Origin of the sequence: Nonomuraea sp. LP-02 (assembly GCF_036289125.1) — a bacterium.
Classification (GTDB): Bacteria; Actinomycetota; Actinomycetes; order Streptosporangiales; family Streptosporangiaceae; genus Nonomuraea; species Nonomuraea bangladeshensis.
On sequence record NZ_JAXCLK010000001.1, the window covers coordinates 8,419,240 to 8,435,251 of the forward strand.

The window sequence follows — 16,012 nt, forward strand, 5'->3', positions numbered from 1 at the left end:
CCAGGTGCTCGGTACGGCCCCGGTGTGGGGCCGTACCGGATATTGCGGCGCTGCACGCCGTCCCACCCCACCAACCGCCAACCAAGGAGTTCACCATGGGACGACTCGAAGACCTAGCCCTGCACAACGCCAACCTCGCCCGGCATGAGCTCAGCGAGGCCCTCAACCGCCTCGCCAGCCTCGACGATGAGGGGACGTTGCGTGGCAAGGACCTGGGCCGTATCGCCTACGCCTACCACCGGATGTCGTGGTGGCAGCAGGTCACCGACCTCATCTGCGGCCACGAGGAGACCGTTGATGGCGCAAGCGCGCTGCTGATCGTCCGGCAACGGGCGCAGGAACTGCTGATCAACGCCCGCCCGCTGACCAACGGTGGTCTGTTCGCCTTGGCGATGGCCGAGTCCTGTCGAGGCGGCGCCCGTGCCTTCCTGGACGCGACCCAGGCGCTCGCCGACGCACTCACCACGCCTTCCGCTGCTGTCGCACCAGCGTCGGTTCACAGCGGCGATGGGCAGGTCGCCGGACGAGCGGCCGCCCCATGATCCTCACCCTTCAGCGTTCATGTAACCCGACGAAAGGAACGCCATCCATGGATGACCACTACCAGCCCGGCTACGCGCGCCCCAATGGCGAGCAGGGCGGCACCACGTTCGCATCCGGGCCCAGCGCTGGTCCGGCCGAAGACGCACGCTCCTTCGATGAGCTGACCGCAGAGAAGATTGCCGCCGCGCGCCACGCCTACTACGCGGCGGCGGCCGAGGTGGTCATCGCCCTGCAGAACGGGCGTTGGCTTTCCAGCGAGCAGTTGTTCGCCGCCGCCCACTCACGCGCGACCCGCGCTTGGTGGGATCTGGCGGAACAGGAGATCAGCGGCAAGAAGCTGACCTCCGATCACGCGGTACGGCGGGTGCGCTCCTGGGCCCGCCACTATCTGACCGGGGAGCCTCCGGTCGCCCGACCCGGCACACTGTTCGACCACGCAATCGCCCATGCTTCACGCATCGCCGCCCGCGACTTCCTCACCGCCAGCGGCCAGCTTCTCACCCAGCACCTCGCCGAGCCCAGTGACGGAGCCGGTGTTCCGGCTTCAGGCGTTCCCTTGCCCAATCGCCACGCCACCGGCTCGACGCCGAACCCGGTAGCGGTCCCATCGGCTCCCTCAACAAGGGCGGCTGCGCCGTGACCATTCGACCGGCCGTGTCAGCGCTTCCGTCGCTGGCGTCATCACCCAACGAAAGGACAGTTCCATGGGTAACCCGCAACGCACCGACGCCTCCGTACCTGGCGTACGCAGCGGCATGAATAGCGCCCCCGCCTCTAGCCCAGCTCAGCGCGAGACGCTGTCGGTCGAGGCGGTGATCGAGCAGGCCCGCCAGATGTGGAAGCACAACGCCGACACCATCGGACGGCGGCTGGGCCGAGGCGAGCGGCTGAGCGCCGAGGTGCTCTACGACGTCCTGCACGCCCAAACACTCGCCGGTTGGTGGCTGCTCGTCGACCGGCACATCCAGCACGGCCAAGGCCTGACCCCGGAGCAGACGGTGGCCAGGTTCGTCTCCTGGATCAGCCCGTACCAGGATGACGACTCCAGCGTGCTCGACACCGCTACGAGCTTCAGAGTCCTTGGGCTGCGCTGCGAGCACGAGCTCGCCCTGGCCCACGTCGAGCGGGCCTTGGCCCTCATCCGGCAAGACGCGGCTCGAACCTTCCTGGCTCAAGTCACGAGACTTGTGCCGGCCTCCCCGGCGGAGCAGGCTCTCGGCAGCTCGGCGGGGCAGGAGGCGGAGGCATGAGCAACAGCATCGCCTCCGGCAGTCCCTCCAGCGTGCCCGAGTCACCGACCACGAGCGGACCCGCCCCGGACCGCGCCGACAGCTCGCGGTTGGAGTTCTTCCAGATGCTGGCCTGGAGGTGGGACATCACCACCGCCAAGAAGCTCACCCGCGCCCGCACCCCGCAGGGTCGGATCGAGCCTACGGAATGGGCGGGCATGCTCCGGCTGGTCTCCATCGACACCGAGCACGCCGCCCAGGTGAATCTGTCCGAGCCCTTGATCGTGGCTACCGTTCCGAACGGCGGGATGCTGATCATCGACGGCTGGCACCGCCTGTACAAGGCCCTGGCCATGGGAGTGGCAGAGCTGCCCGCCGTGGTACTCACGACCGAGGAGGAACTCGCCTGCCGGATCTTCGGCGGGGAGAAGGGACAGGGCTACTTGCCGTAGCGCCTGATCCGGTGGCGTAGGAGGCATGCCCCGTCCAGCACAGAGACAGTGTGCTGGCCGGGGCAGACCTTCTGCACCACCGGATCACACCGGCCTGGGGGAATTCGTTTCCATGATTCGAGGATGCTTGCCTGCTTTGATCAACGCAATGCGTTCCTGAAGGGCCTGAGGCGTTGGGTTCTGAAGGAGATACGGGTTGGGTCCGTACCCAAAGACGCTCACGTAGGGCTTTGGCGCCTCCTGCGCAGGCGCTGACTCGCCTTTGATCATTTTGACGAGGGGACCGCCGCCGTCTGGGCCGTTGGGGTTTCGGGGATGAAGTGTGTGGCCAATGAGGCGTAGAGCGCATTCAATCGGGAGTAGGTAGTCGATCAGGCCGGTTTCGTCGTCGTCCGAGAGGGTGAGGTCTTGAGGCCGGTTGCGGTTGTGCAGGTTGACCTGCCTGGCCTCGGCGAGGTGGTCGTAGAGGCGGCTTTCGAGCCACCCGGCTTCGCTGCTGTTGAGTGTCTCGTCGTCGTTGGATTCGTAGCGGATGAGCAGGGCCCGGTACCAGTGGTCACGGTCTTTGAGCTGCTGGAGGACGCGTTGCCGGAGTCCGGGGTTGGTGGCTTTGCCGATGTACGCTCCCCACCGGCCCTCCGCGTCCGGACGGTCGAGCAGGATGTAGGCGCCGGGGACGTTCCAGCCTCGCTCGAGGCGGTTGGCGTGGTCTCGGTCGAGCAGGAGCATGCCGGCGACTTTGTGCTTGGCCCGAATCTTGATCGGGTTGTTGAGGTCGTAGGAGAGGCTGACGACGAGCGGGGGAGGGGCGAGTCGCACGGCGCACATGGGGCGTCTCCTTCACCTGGTGCCGCGACGGGTCCTTCCTCAGCAGTATCGACCAAGTCGCTGATAGTAACTGCGAGTTTCGAGAAGAACCGAGCAGCTGGCCCCCGAGATCGGGCGGGCAGAGGGGCGTTTCAGGCAGTGCCAGCGCGACGTGATGTCACTGCTGGTTGACCGCGCGGCTAAATGCCGTACATGACCGTTCACGGTCCCGCGTGGGCCATGCGACGGCCCGTCAGGGCGTTCCTGTACGGCGAGGCCGGCCTGGGGCGGTGCCCGCTCAGTTGGGTCGGTGGCGTCTGTCAGCGTGAATCGGGTCGGCCGGTGGACGCGTGGGCGGCCGGGCGGGTGAACGCGATCAGGTCGGGGCGCTGGTAACTGCTGATCGTCACAACTGCGTGCTGGTGGGGTGCGTGGATCATCTGGCCGTTGCCGAGGACGATGCCGACGTGCCCGGGGCCGTCGGCTTCCATGCGGAAAAAGGCGAGGTCGCCGGGCTGTTCACGGCCGGGTGGGATGGCAGGGCCGTGCCGCCACTGGTCGGCGGCAACGCGGGGGATCGAGATCCCGGCGGCTTGATAGGCACGCATGGTCAGGCCGGAGCAGTCGAAGGCGGCCGGGCCTTCGGCTCCCCACAGGTAGGGCTTGCCGAGTTGGGCGTGAGCGTAGGCGAGCACGGCGGCGATCTGCTCCCCGGGGATGAGCAGGACGCAGGTTCCGGCCAGGGCATCGACGGTGCCTTGGGCGATCGGCTCCCACTGGGCGTAGGCATCGGGGAAGCCGGAGCGTTGCACCGCCTGGGCGGCGCGAGTGAGCGGGAGTTGTTCCCAACGCGGCACCTTGACCAAGCGGTCATAGAAGGTGCCTGTGGCGTGCCGAGGGTCGAGAACCTGCTCCGTGGTTCCCCAGCCCTGGGAGGGTCGTTGCTGGAACAAGCCCAGCGAGTCCAGATGGCCGTAGCGCAGGTTGCGCAGCTTGGACTCCTGTAGGGCGGTGGCCAGAGCGATCACCGCCGCCCGCGCGGGGAGGCCGCGTTCCATCGCGATCTGGACGATGAGCGCTGCGTTGGCCTGCTGCTCGCTGTCCAGGATCGGCCCGGAGGCCTGGTTGGTGCCAGCCGGGGTGGCGACCGGCTCGCCGGCCATACTGCTCATCGTCGCGGTCGTGACCTCGCAGGCGACGCCGCCGGGTGTCCCGGAGGTGCTCAGGAGACTGGTGGCGGCTGCGAGGAGCGCCAAGATGATGAGCAGCAGGAGGGCGGCGCCGGCCGCGGCTGCCTTCACCTGCTCTCCTCGCCGACGATGCGGTAGAGGCGCTCGCTGTCGTCTTCGCCGGTGGCGGCTTGTTCGGTGGTCTGGCCGAGGGCGAGATGCGGCCAGCCGCTGGCGAGGTCGGCCAGTCGCATCCGGTTTTGGCCGGTCTTGGCGGTGGTGGGGAGCCAGCAGGGTCCTGCTGGGCCGTCATCGAGGTCAGTCTGTACGGCGGTGGCGATCGGGAGGTCGGCGGTGGTGATCAGCGAGCGGAGATTGTTCTCCCGGGTGCGACTCGGCAGCCAGAACAGCACCGGGGTGGTGATGCCGGTGGTGTCGGCGAGGTCGGCGTAGGCAGCGAGTTTGTTGGTGACCTTCGCGAGGGTCATGCTGCCGGTGTCGTGTTCGAGGAAGAAGTCGACCTGATGGCCGTGCTCGGACCAGCAGCCGTAGGCGTCTGGTCGGGCCAGGTCGCCCCAGATCTTGGCGCACTGCTTTTCCGACAGCCACGCCCGTACGTGAGTTTCGGGGTCGTGGCGGGCCAGGTGGCCTAGGTGGACAAAGAAGTCGTTGACGCCGATCTGATGGCCGCTCTTGGACGAGACTGCGATCGACATGGCAAGGTCCGGGTGATAGCCCAGCTCTTTGACGGTGGTGTGGCGGCGCAGAGCGAGGAGCTCGGCCCCCGCTCGGCCGAGAACCCAGTGGTGAGGGCTTGAGCCGCCGTAGGGGCTCCAGGGTCGATACCGCGTGATCGTGTTGAGTTTGTACAGGACTCCCAGACGGCGGCGCGTGGGTTGTGGCTTGGTGAAGAACAGCCGCTGAAGCTGATGGGTGGTCAGTACCCGATGATGGAGAAGGTGCTCCAGAATCTGGTAGTCGCGCGGTGTGAGACGGGCGGCGGCGTAGGCGATGGCCTCGGCGTCGAAACGCGGCAAGCCGAGTGGGATGCGCGTGACGGGCATGACGATTCTCCTAGTGGCGCGGGGCGAGCGGCGGGCTTGGGTGGGGTTAGCCGAGCTGCTCGTCACGAGCTGTGGGCTGGCCTTGGAGGCGGGGCCGCACATCCAGATCAACACTGACCTGGCGTGCCCTGCGGATGGGGAGCTTGGGCGCGGTGCCGGGCTGTGTGAACTGCTCACGGGACGCCTGCCGAATCTCGGCTTCGCGGCCCTCAACGGCGGTGGGCAAGGGCCGGGTGCGCAGCGTGAACGCGGGGGTTTGCTGGCCGTTCACGATGAGGCGGGTGGCGGCTTGGTAGGCGCCGAGGTGAGTGAGGTCGTGCGGGTTGATCAGGGGCGCGGTGTGGTGCTTGAGGTCGCCTGCGTCTTTGGGCGAGGTGGCGAAGTAGACCTTGTTGCGGGCGTCGGCTGACAGGGCTTCGCGCAGGTCGGCTGGTAGCTGATCGAGGTGTTGATGGGCCAGGACCAGGGACAGGCGGTAGCCGCGTGCTTCGGCGAGTACGTCGTTGATGTGGCCGGGCAGGTTCAGGAAGTTATGGCACTCGTCGATGACGAGCGAGGCGTCGGGCCGGGCGGTTTCGGCGAGTGTGGAGCGGCGGGTGGTGGCTTGCCAGGTGTGAGCGAGCAGGATGGAGCCGAACAGCCGGGCGGCGTCATCTCCGAGGATGCCCTTCGGGAGTCGCGCGAGGACCAGCCCACCCTGGTCAAGGAGCCGGCCGATGGGGACGGTGGTGTCTGGGCTGGCCAGTGCCTGCCGGACGAAGGGGCGGAGCAGGACGGCCCGGAGTTTGTTCATCACCGGACCGATGACCGTGGCCTGCCCGGCTGGGGTCAGGGCTTCATACGAGTCCCAGAACCCGCCCAGCAGGCTGTCGTCCAGGCGGCCGGTGATCTGCGCGCGGAACGCCTGGTCGGTGAGCAACCTCGGTACGTCGGCCAGGGTTGCCTTGCGTCCGAGAACGCTGGTCAGGGTGAGGCAGGTGGAGCGGAGCAGGTCATCCACGCGTGGTCCCCAGGCTGTGGAGAAGCAGCGGTGGAAGATGGTGACGACGGAGTCGACGGCGAAGGTGGGGTCGTGCCCGGCGAGGATGTTGATCGACGGCGGCGGCGCGTCGTCTTGCGGGTCGAACACCACGGTTCTGCCGATGGCTCGCTTGGGGAGCCGGTTGAGGATGTCCGTGACCAGGTCGCCCTTGGGATCGATGACCAGGGCGCCTCGCCCTGCGTGGGCGTCGGCCAGGACGAGGTTGGCCAGCAGGGTGGATTTGCCGACACCGGTGCCGCCGAGCACATGGGTGTGGTGACGGGCGTCGGCTACGGGCAACGCGACGGGCCGCCGTGGGCCGCTGTCGGCGTCCCCCAGGATGCGGGCCGTCCCTCCCGGTGTCGTGCGCGGTACGGCCGAGGACGGGGCGATGGGACGGGCTCCCGCGCGAGTGATGCCGGGGGCGTCCATGTCCCACGGCAGGTGGGCGAGCGCGGCCAACTCAGCAACGGACAACAGATAGCCGCCGTCGAGACGACGCGAGGCGACCACGCGACGGGGGTGCCATAGGCGGACTCGGCGCAGGTACTGGTGGCTGCCGGAGAAGAGGGCGAAGACGCCGGCCAGGGTGTGTGCTTGACCTCGCAGCCATCCGCGGACCAGCTCCGGAGGCGTCGTGGTACCGGCTCGGACATCGTAGGGTTGCGGGGCTGCAGCGGGTTCACGGTCGGCGGCGACGGCGTAGCGAATGGCCACCTCGTACCGAGGCTGACCGGCTTTGGCCAGGATCGCGCGCACCTGCTCGGTGCGTTCGGGAAAGTCGCGGGCGAGGTCACCGGGGCGGTGGTCGCGAGCATGGGTGGGCAGGGGCAGAACCTCATCGAAGAGGCGGCCGAAGTGATTGCGGCTGCCCCCTCCGCGCAAAGAGGCTGCTGCTCGATAGGCGTGGCGCAGACGCCGGCCGGTGGTGGGCCGGGCCAGGATCTGGACGACGGCGTGCTCGCCCTCGCGCAGTCCGCTCATGGCCTCCAGCAGCGATCGGACCGGATCGTGGTCGTGGTCCGTTCTGAGCGGAAAGTGCTCCGGAGCGGCTAGGACGAGCCGCCCGCCCGCAACCTTGGAGTTCTTGTGGAAGGGCGGGGTGGCGGCGCTTGTGGTCGTGGTCGAGCCTGGCCAGGCAGCTTGGACGGCCTTCTCCACGATCCCGGGCGGGATGAGGCCGGGCACCCATAGCCGGATGCGCACCCCCGCCTCGCTTCCGTAGTACTCCCACACCAGGTGCGGTTGTCCGGTGAGCAGGCGCTTCCAGGCGGGTCGGAGCAGGCCGACGAGCTGGCGCCACAGCACCACGGCGCCCTCGGGGTCACTGCGGGGCGGGCTGGAAATCTCGATGAGTCGGGCCTCGGGCGTCATGTCGATGTGGCGGAGCCAGCCGCACAGGTGTCGTACAGCGCCGGCCAGGGACCAGACGACGGCGAGAGCCAAGGCGAGGCGTGGGCCGTAAGCGAGGGCGAGTTCGGGCAGGCGCCCAGGAAGCTCGGCGAGGAAGTCGAGCGCATTCTGGACGTCGTGGTCGTCGATGCTGCACAGTCGGCACGGCTCATCCTGGTGAGCTGACGGGATGACGGTCACAGCGGGTCGCTCTCGCCGTCGTCGTCCTGGTCAGCGGTGCCGATCTCGGGCAAGCCAGGCGAGCTGGGTGGTTGCGCCGCCTGAGCCTGGAACTGGCCGTGTTGATCGTGCTGGTCGAGTCGGATCAGCTGGGCGGGGTCGGTGGTGATCAGCTCGATCTCCCGAGGCGAGGCGATGACGTGGAAGGCGGCTCGACTGGCGGGGCCGGCGACCAGGAGTGCCTCGCCGCGTTCGGCAGTGAGCAGGAACTGACGCTCGCCGTCGGTCAGGTCGAAGGCGTCCCCGACCGCGCCGATGGCCTGCGGCGCCTGGCGCAGGAGGATCTGGTTGGCCGCGTTGGCCACGATGGCCTGCCCGAGCTCGGAGCCAAGCAGGTCGGCGGCGTCCTGGGTGACGACGGCGAGCCCGGCCCAGTGCTTGCGTGCGGCCTTGGCCATCCGAAACAGGAACCGTGCTCCCTCGGGCTCCTTCATCAGCAGCCAGGCCTCATCCACGACGACAAGGCGTTTTCTGCGGTTGTGCGGGTTGGCGACCTGCCGCGCCGTCGACCGATAGCGGGTCCGGGCCGCGCATGAGCAGGTGGAAGGCGTGCTCGGCCACGTCGAGCGGCAGCGCACTGGCCAGTCCGGGCCCGTGGTCGAGGTCGTTGCGCTTCTGGTCTGAGGTTTCGAGGACGAGGGCGGACGACGACAGGCTGTTGATGATCGGGCTGGCGATGTCTGCAGACAGGCGGGCCGAAGGGTGAGACATGGCGACGCTCCCGAAAGATGTGTTCGGTTCGGACGTCGCTATCCCGCCAGTGGGTCTGGGCAAAAACCGGACGGGAAATGATCAGACATCGGACAGGGTAAAGATCACGTCAGCTTTGGATGACACGTCTGAACTAAGGATGACCTGGGAAAACGTCGAGAAATGGCGTCTGTGCCTGCCGGTTGACACGAAGTCGCATCCCACGATGCTGGATGGGGAAAGCTGCCTGACCTGCGAGAACGAGCTATGGCCAAAACTGTCGCGTCAAGATTGCTTCAACGGGGTGGACCGGACGCGAACCGAAGACCGCACCTGGGTTTAGGCGTTGGGGCGCATCGCGGCAGGCGAGCTGCCGTGCAGTAGGTCAGGAGTCTTCGGCGGGGTTGATCGGTCGGGTGATGGGCTGGCTGGTGCGGAGCATGCGGGCCTCCGCCCGGGCTCGGGAGATGACGGCCGAGACGGCCTCGGCCGCGTGACGGCCTGCCAGTTCGCGGATCTCCTGGGGAGGGTCACGGTCGTCGATGATGACGAGGGTCCCGTTGTTGGCTACATGAGTGCGTACACGCCAGCCGAGCTGGCGACCGGCTGCTCGTGCGGCCCGTCGGAGGTCCGCGAGCTCTCCTAGTTCCGTCACAACGTCGCGGTTGAGGATGAGCTGGCCGCAGAACCCGCGGTACTCCGGTCTGAGGTTGGCGGTCATCATCGCTTTGAGCTGGTCGACGAGCTTGGCGAAGCGGCGTTGGGCCAGCTCGTCCTTCCGGCTGTTCATGCGAGCCACCTCCCGCTGACACGGCCGGGTCCGTGTCTTCTCAGCGTAGGCCGATGCTGCGCGGAAGCGGTGGCCAGGGGAGATGAAGCCGGGTGACGGATGCTGTCCGAAGCACGTACGACGTGTGCACGAGAATACTGTGACCTGCGAAAACGTGTGCGGCGCGAGGCGGGTCGTCTGGCGGTGGCAGGGTACGTCCAACCCACGCGTACGGGCCGACCCTCGATATCCGGCTCGTTTGGTGCTTTGGCCATGGGCTCGCAGAGAAGACCGAACCAAGAACACCGCGGAGCCGGACGGTAGCGGCAGGCATTGCCGAACTTTTGCTTGACGGCCTGTCCCGACTCAGGCTCCTGGACCGGTATTTGGATCAGTGACAGGGATCGCTGACCCGGTACTCGGGCCACACCCGCATGACCGAACCCATCACCTCTTCGCCTGGCACCTCCATTACCTCCACACCGGCCATCGAGGGGCATTTGCCGCTGACCGTGTGGCTGGCGGCAGCCGACACCGAATTGGTTTCTGCCTGCACGGGGGGCTGTTGTCATCCGGTCAACGGCCCGCTGGCCCGCCACCTCGTCGCGGTGTGTACTCAGCTGGGCGACACGGTGGTCCATCTCGGCGCCACCGACCACCAACTGGTCACGGCCGCGTTGACGGCGGGCTGCCTGCCCGTGGCTGTTTTTACCGACGCCGCCCGCGCGGGCGTGATCTGGACCCGGCTCGCGCATACCCATCCCGCCCACGACTTGGAGGTCACCGACCTGCGCATCACCGACCTCGATGACGACGAGACGCCGTATGCCGACCTCGTCGGCAGGGTGGGGCTGGTGGTGATGGAGCAGACCTGCGACCGGCCGGGCCGACACCTCGGCCGGCCAAGCTCGCCGGATGCGGCCAAGATGCACAGCATCACGGCGGCGGCGAGACTGGTGAAGCCAGACGGACATCTGGCAGTGGTGGCCGGCCTGCAGCGGCAAGGCGGCGTAGTCGATCCGCTGCCGGAGATCATCGTTCAGGCCCGCGAGGCGGGGCTGGCATACCTGCAGCACATCATCGCCCTGCGCCACCCCGCTCGTGGCGAGCGCATCGAACCGGACCCCCTGCGTCGTGGCCTGCGCGCGCTGCAGGAACTCCCGGCCTGTGCTGGATTGCCGGCCAGTGCTCGGGTGCACTCGGACGTGCTGCTGTTTACTCGGCCAAAGGGGCTTTCTGCGCCTCAAAACTCAGAAACGACACCTTCGGATGCTGCTGCCTCGCCGATTGCTGCCGGGGCCGTTGCCCAGGTAGGAGGTGGGCGTTAATGGCCGAGGTGACGACGTCGGTATGGGCCACTGGGCAGCAGCCCTCGCGCGTGCAGCGACGCGGCCGGTATGTGCCGGAGTCGATGCGGCATCCGGGCAAGATGCTCCCCTCGATCGCCGCCCGAGTGATCGCCTCCTACACCCGGCCGGGCGAGCTGGTGGTCGACCCGATGTGCGGGATCGGCACCACCCTGGTCGAAGCCGCCCATCTGGGCAGGCACGCCGTGGGCGTGGAGTACGAGGAGATATGGGCGCGCCTGGCCGTCGCGAACCTCGGTCTTGCCAAGAAGCAGGGGGCGTCCGGCTTCTGTCGGGTGGTGGCCGGGGATGCCCGCAACATCACCCGGCTGTTGCCGGATCTGACCGGGCGAGCGGCGCTGGTGCTGACCTCCCCGCCGTACGGCGCACACACCCACGGACACATCCGCTCCACCCGCGACACCGGCGAGCCGGGTGTGCGCAAGTGGAACCATCACTACTCGACCGACCGCGGCAACCTCGCCCATCAGCAGCTCCCGGCATTGCTGGAGGGATTCGGTCGCATCCTGGCCGGATGCATGGAGCTCCTGTGTCCTGGCGGGGTGGCGGCGATCACGGTGCGGCCATATCGGGCGCGCGGTGAGCTGGTCGATTTGCCTGGTCACATCCACCAGGTGGCGAAGGAAGCGGGCCTGGCGTTCGCGGACCGGATTGTGTGTCTGCTGTGCGGGCTGGGCCAGGGCCACCTGCTGAACCGGGCGTCGTTCTTCCAGCTGTATGAGGCGCGCAAGGCGTGGGCGCGCGGCCTGCCCATCCACGCCGTCGCTCATGAGGACCTACTGGTCTTCCGCAAGCCTTCCGCGCCGCCGCACGAGCCCGGCTCCCGCCACGGGGATGACCTTCGGGACGGCCGCGAGTTGGAGTAGCCGGTGACGAGCCCTCTGTTCGTGGCCCGGATCCGGGCCACGAACAGGGGTGCGTGGGTAGACCTGCAGCTTTCGCTTGACGCGGGCCGAAGGTGGGCGTTCATACCGCCGCCACGCCCCACCCCCGCACCGAAACCACGGGCCGGGGCTGTGACCGCCCGCTCCATGAACGGCGGTCACATCCCCCACACCCGCGGGCGGTGCCGGGCCGGTGGCGCAGCGTCCACCACAGCCGCACCGGCCGCGCATCCCGAACGGCCTTGTTCATCAACGCTCATGGAGGTGATGCATGACCAGCACAACCCCAACCCAATCCCAGGCGACCGAGGCCAATGAACAGCCAGAAGTGGTCAGCCTGTTGACAGCCGGACGGCTGCTCGGCATCGGCCGCACCAAGGCATATCGTCTAGCCAAGGCGGGCGAGTTCCCGTGCCGGGTGCTCAGGATCGGCGGACGGTACGCGGTGCCGGTGCGCGGACTGCGGGCGCTGCTCGACCCCATCACCCCGGATGGCTACAACAGCCCATCAGGACGGGAAGGATAACCACAATGGCCGAAGATGCGGAACGGACAGCGGTGAAGGCGGCGAGAGTTGCCAAGGGCACCACGTTCAAGATCTGCTCGCGCATCGACCCCGTCACCGGTAAGAACATCTGCAAGACCTGCCCCGAACTGCGCCGCGCCCACGGTGACGGCGGCAGCCGGTGGAGCACCTCCCACGGCACCTGGGGCTACCAGCTTGAACTGCCCGCTCACTCCGACGGCAGGCGGGGACGATGCTCTCGTCCGTGGACGTAACTGCGGCGCTTTGCCCAAGAGGCTCGGTCCGGCAGCAGCACAGGCTGGGAAGGTGGCCCGCTGCTGCCGGACGTCTATGGAGATGGGCGGCCCCCTCGCGTCGCACGGCTCTGCGTCTGCGACGTCATCTCATCCAGGGGCCGCCCTGGGCGGCGATCAGGCGGACGGGGGCACCACCGTGATCGCCGCCGGCGAGATGGCAGGCCGGTCTCGGTGCAGCGGCCAGCCATCCGTGGACGACCGCGACGACGCCTTGCAGTTGGGACGTTCGCGGTCCATCGGTTCGAGAGCGTGTCCAGTTCGTTCTCATGACGGCCGTGCGCTCTCGAGAAGGAGTGCTCTCACCCGGCCTCCTGGGCGGCCGGGTGAGAGCTCTGCCAGTCGCAGCGCCACGTGTGGCGGTGGCTGACAGGAGTGTGTGATGTGTCCGACGACGCTGAACGGGTGGGTTGGTTCGGCGTCGATTCCTGCCCGCGGCCGGTCGCGGGACGGGCGGGAAGTGCGCCCTACAGGCGGGTTACCCGGGGGACAGGTCAGGCGGGCTGGTGGGCGGTCGGGGTCAGCACATGGCCGATGCGTTCGGCGGCCGTGGCCGTGTCGCTGGTCGGGGTGATCGGCTCGGCCCACGACCACCAGAAGCTCCACTCGCCTTCTACGGGTGCGGCCGTGATGACCTCGCACAGGGCGGTGCAGCCCGGATTGATCACCCGCAGGCGCGGCAAATGCTCAGGCTGGGTGAGGATGCGGGCGTGCAGGCCCTGTTCTTGCAGGAGGGTTTGCAGGTCGCTGAGGTGGATGGTGGCCTGCTTGGCCACGGCGGTGGGGACGGGTTCAGACATGGGCGGTCTCTCCCAGGGAGGTTGGACAGCGGCGGCATCTAGGAGGCGGCTGAGTGCGGCCGGCAGAACGCCGAGTGAGGCGGGCCTTTCCCAGGACCACTGCAACGACGCCGAAGAGGTGATCAAGCACCGCCTTGGACACTGGTCGGGCCAGGGCGGTGGGGGCCAGGAGCATGAAGGCAATGAACCCGGCGGTCAGCAGCAAGGCTCGTCCGCCGACTAGATCGGAGGCCGGAAGAGTTCCTCCATCTGCTCCGGGGTGGGCTCGCGGTCCAGGTGGCACCACACGCAGCGGTATCCACGCCTGGGCATCCGATAGGTTCCCCATCGCCCATGCGACAGGTGGTCCACGATCGCCAGCCCTCGCCCGTGCTCGGAGTGCAGGTTCGGCCCCTGCATCGGGGTTCGGGCAGGCGTCGAGCAGCGTGAACCGGGATCGGTCACCGCCAACCGGAGGACGGACTTGTCCTGAGACAACTTGAGCGTGATCTGGCTGCAGTTGTCATCGGCGGCGGTGGCGTCGGTGTACTTCACAGCGTTGGTGACCAGTTCCGAGGTCGCCAACGTCACGATCTCCTGAGCGGCATGCTCGATTCCCAGCCATGCGCGCACCGCCTGACGTGCCAGATAGGGCGCTTGATCGCTGCACGGTAGATGGGTGGCACCGAGTTGCTCGAAGCGGGTGGTGGGAGCCATGGGATAGATCACCGGATTCGCCTCGCTACTTCCCAGCCTCCGTCCGCGCAATCTACGTCAATACGAGGTGAAGAGAAACGTTGTGGTGGTCGGCGGCCTCTCGCATGCCCGGAAAGTGAACTCGGCGGCTGGCACCAAGCCGACAAAGCCGCACTGCAGGTTCCGTCGACCGCAGCCTGTCTGGCACCTGGAATGGTTAGAGAGTTATGCCAGCCTCGGCGATTCGCTGAGGCGACCGGCCCCGGGATGGCCGGTCCGGAGGCCACCTGCTCCGAAGCTCCCGGGCTGATGGCGGCGTGGAGCTTCTTGGTCTGGATGACGGCGTGCCACGCCCGACGCAAGCCCAGGCCGATGTACACCGACTCACCACGCGAATGTGAATTCACGCGAGAACACCTTCTTGTCGCTTTTGTTCTTGTGGCCAGAAGCGCCACGGCGTTTGATAGATCACTTGTGGGATGAAGAGTTCCGAACCCCTTGACTCCCTGTGTTCTCTCCATAGCTTGGTGTCTTGGCGGTAAGTTGTGGCGCAGTCTTCGCCGCCATTCATCCGACAGGTTGTCGCATTCGTGAGTGTGGGATGCGTAGCCGATGCGGGACCAATCATGCGGAGGTGGAACATGCCCGCGGCACGCCAACTAGATCCGAACGAGAGCAGGACAGCGGCCTTCGGCGCTGAGCTGCGGCGCATGCGCGAGGAGGCGCAGCTCACCCAAGCCGAGCTCGGACGTCGTGCAGGTTACTCATCAAGCCAGATCGGCGCGGTAGAGGTCGGCAAACGCCCGCCTACCGAGCAATTCCTCACCGAGGTCGAGAAGGCACTCGGGCCTGGCCTGCGTGACCTGTGGTCCTCGCTGTCACGCCACCGCGACACCGCCCCTGTCTGGTTCGCCCCCTGGCTCCAGGAAGAGGAGCAAGCCCAGTCCCTGAGCACCTGGCAGCCGCTGGTGGTTCCCGGGCTGCTGCAGACAGCCGACTACGCCCGATCCCTGTTGGAAAGCGAGAACGGTTACGATCCCGAACGCATCGACGCACTCGTAGCTGCTCGCCTGGCCAGGCAGAAGGTCCTTTCGCGCACGCATCCGCCACGCTATCTGGTGGTGCTGGACGAAGGGGTACTCAGCCGGCCCATCGGCGGGCCTGCAGTCATGCGCGAGCAGTTGGAGCGACTTCTGCAGGCTACGCACGTCCCACACATCACCGTGCAGATCTGCCCACTGGGCGCCAACCCCGGCTTGAGCGGAGGTATCGTCATCGCGAAAGCTCCCAACGGCACCCGTCGCACGGTGTACTTGGAGACCGCCGCGGAACCGCTCGTCACAAGCCATGCCGAGGTGATTGAAATGGTTACCATGAAATTGGACGCCATCCGGGCGGATGCTCTCCCCCAGAGGGCGTCGGTCGAGTTCATCAGGAAGATGGTGGAGAAATGGACCTGACGGCCGAACTGGAGACGGCGGCCTGGCGCAAAGCGACACGCTCGACTGGTAACGGCGGAGACTGCATCGAAGTCGCACCACTGTCCGGCGGTCGTGTCGGCATCCGTGACACGGAAGCGCCTGACCAGGCCCCCTTTGTTGTTCGACCCGAAGTATGGGCTGCGTTCATCGACGGCGCCAAGAAGGGTGAGTTCGACTTCTGACCACTACCGACATCGAAAGAGATAAGGCCGAATAGCAGGTCAGGGCCGCCTTTGTGAACGGCTCCACCACTTCTGTCTTACCGTCTTGACTTACGCCGCCAAGGGTCGATAGCACCTCGGCCCGTTATGCTCACGTCTTCTTTGAGGTGCTGGCCGCGGTTGAGAGAGCCGTGTTCCACGTGGCCGGCGAGGTGCGCACGAGTGAAATCGCGAGGGCGGATCCCGGACGGCGAAGGCTGGACCCGCCTCTCGGGACCAACTGCACGTGGGACCGATGGTCTGATGTATCGCTGCGGGCGCCAAAGGCTCCTGCGAACACGTCATCGGCGAACACCTCACCTAATTCATCACGCACCCGAACCGGTAACGGCACCTGCCGCTTGCCCCGGTAGATCGTCCGTATCGCCGCCGGGACCTCTGGCGCCAAC

General features: G+C 67.2%; 20 protein-coding genes. 11 read left to right on the plus strand and 9 right to left on the minus strand.

Features of this window, described 5'->3' with window-relative positions:
- Positions 1 to 95 precede the first annotated feature (95 nt).
- From SMD20_RS39550 to SMD20_RS39565, 4 genes are all read left to right on the plus strand, one after another.
- Positions 96 to 542 carry a hypothetical protein gene (locus SMD20_RS39550; protein ID WP_329591064.1) on the plus strand — a complete coding sequence of 149 codons (447 nt, stop codon included), beginning with the start codon at positions 96 to 98 and terminating at the stop codon, positions 540 to 542.
- A gap of 47 nt (positions 543 to 589) precedes the next feature.
- Entirely contained in the window at positions 590 to 1,183 is a 594-nt protein-coding gene (locus tag SMD20_RS39555) for a hypothetical protein (protein ID WP_329591066.1), read from the plus strand.
- 64 nt (positions 1,184 to 1,247) lie between these two features.
- Positions 1,248 to 1,793, plus strand: coding sequence for a hypothetical protein (locus tag SMD20_RS39560; protein ID WP_329591067.1), 546 nt, complete (start codon positions 1,248 to 1,250; stop codon positions 1,791 to 1,793).
- Positions 1,790 to 2,224, plus strand: a complete 435-nt coding sequence (locus SMD20_RS39565; protein WP_329591069.1) for a ParB N-terminal domain-containing protein — start codon at positions 1,790 to 1,792, stop codon at positions 2,222 to 2,224. The genes SMD20_RS39560 and SMD20_RS39565 overlap by 4 nt, the downstream gene beginning before the upstream one ends.
- Before the next feature lie 84 nt (positions 2,225 to 2,308).
- Here the strand turns inward: SMD20_RS39565 and SMD20_RS39570 are convergent, their stop codons facing one another.
- The 6 genes from SMD20_RS39570 to SMD20_RS39595 form a co-directional block, all read right to left on the minus strand.
- Entirely contained in the window at positions 2,309 to 3,052 is a 744-nt protein-coding gene (locus SMD20_RS39570) for a hypothetical protein (RefSeq protein WP_329591071.1), read from the minus strand.
- Between the two features lie 299 nt (positions 3,053 to 3,351).
- A complete protein-coding gene (locus tag SMD20_RS39575) occupies positions 3,352 to 4,332 on the minus strand; it encodes a C40 family peptidase (RefSeq protein WP_329591073.1) in 981 nt (326 codons plus the stop codon).
- Complete coding sequence (locus tag SMD20_RS39580) at positions 4,329 to 5,264, minus strand: replication-relaxation family protein (protein WP_329591075.1); 936 nt, start codon at positions 5,262 to 5,264, stop codon at positions 4,329 to 4,331. Before SMD20_RS39580 ends, SMD20_RS39575 begins: the two co-directional genes overlap by 4 nt.
- A 46-nt stretch (positions 5,265 to 5,310) precedes the next feature.
- Positions 5,311 to 7,878, minus strand: coding sequence for a type IV secretory system conjugative DNA transfer family protein (locus tag SMD20_RS39585; RefSeq protein ID WP_329591077.1), 2,568 nt, complete (start codon positions 7,876 to 7,878; stop codon positions 5,311 to 5,313).
- A complete protein-coding gene (locus SMD20_RS39590) occupies positions 7,875 to 8,372 on the minus strand; it encodes a TraG/VirB4 family ATPase (protein WP_329591078.1) in 498 nt (165 codons plus the stop codon). The genes SMD20_RS39585 and SMD20_RS39590 overlap by 4 nt, the downstream gene beginning before the upstream one ends.
- Positions 8,365 to 8,628, minus strand: coding sequence for a hypothetical protein (locus SMD20_RS39595; RefSeq protein ID WP_329591080.1), 264 nt, complete (start codon positions 8,626 to 8,628; stop codon positions 8,365 to 8,367). The genes SMD20_RS39590 and SMD20_RS39595 overlap by 8 nt, the downstream gene beginning before the upstream one ends.
- On the opposite strand from SMD20_RS39595, the gene SMD20_RS39600 reads away from it, so the two are divergent.
- Positions 8,627 to 8,950 (plus strand): hypothetical protein, encoded by a 324-nt coding sequence (locus tag SMD20_RS39600; RefSeq protein ID WP_329591083.1) that lies wholly within the window; start codon positions 8,627 to 8,629, stop codon positions 8,948 to 8,950. The genes SMD20_RS39595 and SMD20_RS39600 overlap by 2 nt on opposite strands.
- Before the next feature lie 42 nt (positions 8,951 to 8,992).
- Here SMD20_RS39600 and SMD20_RS39605 read toward each other — a convergent pair whose 3' ends face one another.
- Positions 8,993 to 9,397 carry a hypothetical protein gene (locus SMD20_RS39605; RefSeq protein WP_329591085.1) on the minus strand — a complete coding sequence of 135 codons (405 nt, stop codon included), beginning with the start codon at positions 9,395 to 9,397 and terminating at the stop codon, positions 8,993 to 8,995.
- A 413-nt stretch (positions 9,398 to 9,810) separates the two neighbouring features.
- Here SMD20_RS39605 and SMD20_RS39610 point away from each other — a divergent pair, with 413 nt between their 5' ends.
- The 4 genes from SMD20_RS39610 to SMD20_RS39625 all read left to right on the plus strand — a co-directional run bounded on the left by SMD20_RS39610 (position 9,811) and on the right by SMD20_RS39625 (position 12,407).
- Entirely contained in the window at positions 9,811 to 10,704 is an 894-nt protein-coding gene (locus SMD20_RS39610; RefSeq protein ID WP_329591087.1) for a hypothetical protein, read from the plus strand.
- The gene (locus SMD20_RS39615) at positions 10,704 to 11,609 is read left to right on the plus strand and encodes a TRM11 family SAM-dependent methyltransferase (protein WP_329591089.1); all 906 of its coding nucleotides are present in this window, start codon (positions 10,704 to 10,706) and stop codon (positions 11,607 to 11,609) included. The genes SMD20_RS39610 and SMD20_RS39615 overlap by 1 nt, the downstream gene beginning before the upstream one ends.
- Before the next feature lie 289 nt (positions 11,610 to 11,898).
- On the plus strand, positions 11,899 to 12,153 hold the full coding sequence (locus tag SMD20_RS39620) for a helix-turn-helix transcriptional regulator (RefSeq protein WP_329591091.1): 255 nt from the start codon (positions 11,899 to 11,901) through the stop codon (positions 12,151 to 12,153).
- A 5-nt stretch (positions 12,154 to 12,158) separates the two neighbouring features.
- A complete protein-coding gene (locus SMD20_RS39625; RefSeq protein ID WP_329591093.1) occupies positions 12,159 to 12,407 on the plus strand; it encodes a hypothetical protein in 249 nt (82 codons plus the stop codon).
- Between the two features lie 533 nt (positions 12,408 to 12,940).
- Here SMD20_RS39625 and SMD20_RS39630 read toward each other — a convergent pair.
- Positions 12,941 to 13,246 carry a hypothetical protein gene (locus SMD20_RS39630; protein WP_329591095.1) on the minus strand — a complete coding sequence of 102 codons (306 nt, stop codon included), beginning with the start codon at positions 13,244 to 13,246 and terminating at the stop codon, positions 12,941 to 12,943.
- 219 nt (positions 13,247 to 13,465) lie between these two features.
- The gene (locus SMD20_RS39635; protein ID WP_329591097.1) at positions 13,466 to 13,954 is read right to left on the minus strand and encodes an ATP-binding protein; all 489 of its coding nucleotides are present in this window, start codon (positions 13,952 to 13,954) and stop codon (positions 13,466 to 13,468) included.
- A 608-nt stretch (positions 13,955 to 14,562) separates the two neighbouring features.
- Here SMD20_RS39635 and SMD20_RS39640 point away from each other — a divergent pair.
- Together SMD20_RS39640 and SMD20_RS39645 are read left to right on the plus strand one after the other, a co-directional pair.
- Positions 14,563 to 15,381, plus strand: coding sequence for a helix-turn-helix domain-containing protein (locus tag SMD20_RS39640; RefSeq protein WP_329591099.1), 819 nt, complete (start codon positions 14,563 to 14,565; stop codon positions 15,379 to 15,381).
- Positions 15,372 to 15,584, plus strand: a complete 213-nt coding sequence (locus SMD20_RS39645) for a DUF397 domain-containing protein (RefSeq protein ID WP_329591101.1) — start codon at positions 15,372 to 15,374, stop codon at positions 15,582 to 15,584. Before SMD20_RS39640 ends, SMD20_RS39645 begins: the two co-directional genes overlap by 10 nt.
- The last annotated feature ends 428 nt before the right edge of the window (positions 15,585 to 16,012 follow it).

Coding starts and splice junctions, on each gene's coding strand:
- SMD20_RS39550 (WP_329591064.1), top strand. CDS start 96: ATGGGACGACTCGAAGACCTAGCCCTGCACAACGCCAACCTCGCCCGG.
- SMD20_RS39555 (WP_329591066.1), top strand. CDS start 590: ATGGATGACCACTACCAGCCCGGCTACGCGCGCCCCAATGGCGAGCAG.
- SMD20_RS39560 (WP_329591067.1), top strand. CDS start 1,248: ATGGGTAACCCGCAACGCACCGACGCCTCCGTACCTGGCGTACGCAGC.
- SMD20_RS39565 (WP_329591069.1), top strand. CDS start 1,790: ATGAGCAACAGCATCGCCTCCGGCAGTCCCTCCAGCGTGCCCGAGTCA.
- SMD20_RS39570 (WP_329591071.1), bottom strand. CDS start 3,052: ATGTGCGCCGTGCGACTCGCCCCTCCCCCGCTCGTCGTCAGCCTCTCC.
- SMD20_RS39580 (WP_329591075.1), bottom strand. CDS start 5,264: ATGCCCGTCACGCGCATCCCACTCGGCTTGCCGCGTTTCGACGCCGAG.
- SMD20_RS39600 (WP_329591083.1), top strand. CDS start 8,627: ATGGCGACGCTCCCGAAAGATGTGTTCGGTTCGGACGTCGCTATCCCG.
- SMD20_RS39595 (WP_329591080.1), bottom strand. CDS start 8,628: ATGTCTCACCCTTCGGCCCGCCTGTCTGCAGACATCGCCAGCCCGATC.
- SMD20_RS39605 (WP_329591085.1), bottom strand. CDS start 9,397: ATGAACAGCCGGAAGGACGAGCTGGCCCAACGCCGCTTCGCCAAGCTC.
- SMD20_RS39610 (WP_329591087.1), top strand. CDS start 9,811: ATGACCGAACCCATCACCTCTTCGCCTGGCACCTCCATTACCTCCACA.
- SMD20_RS39615 (WP_329591089.1), top strand. CDS start 10,704: ATGGCCGAGGTGACGACGTCGGTATGGGCCACTGGGCAGCAGCCCTCG.
- SMD20_RS39620 (WP_329591091.1), top strand. CDS start 11,899: ATGACCAGCACAACCCCAACCCAATCCCAGGCGACCGAGGCCAATGAA.
- SMD20_RS39625 (WP_329591093.1), top strand. CDS start 12,159: ATGGCCGAAGATGCGGAACGGACAGCGGTGAAGGCGGCGAGAGTTGCC.
- SMD20_RS39630 (WP_329591095.1), bottom strand. CDS start 13,246: ATGTCTGAACCCGTCCCCACCGCCGTGGCCAAGCAGGCCACCATCCAC.
- SMD20_RS39640 (WP_329591099.1), top strand. CDS start 14,563: ATGCCCGCGGCACGCCAACTAGATCCGAACGAGAGCAGGACAGCGGCC.
- SMD20_RS39645 (WP_329591101.1), top strand. CDS start 15,372: ATGGACCTGACGGCCGAACTGGAGACGGCGGCCTGGCGCAAAGCGACA.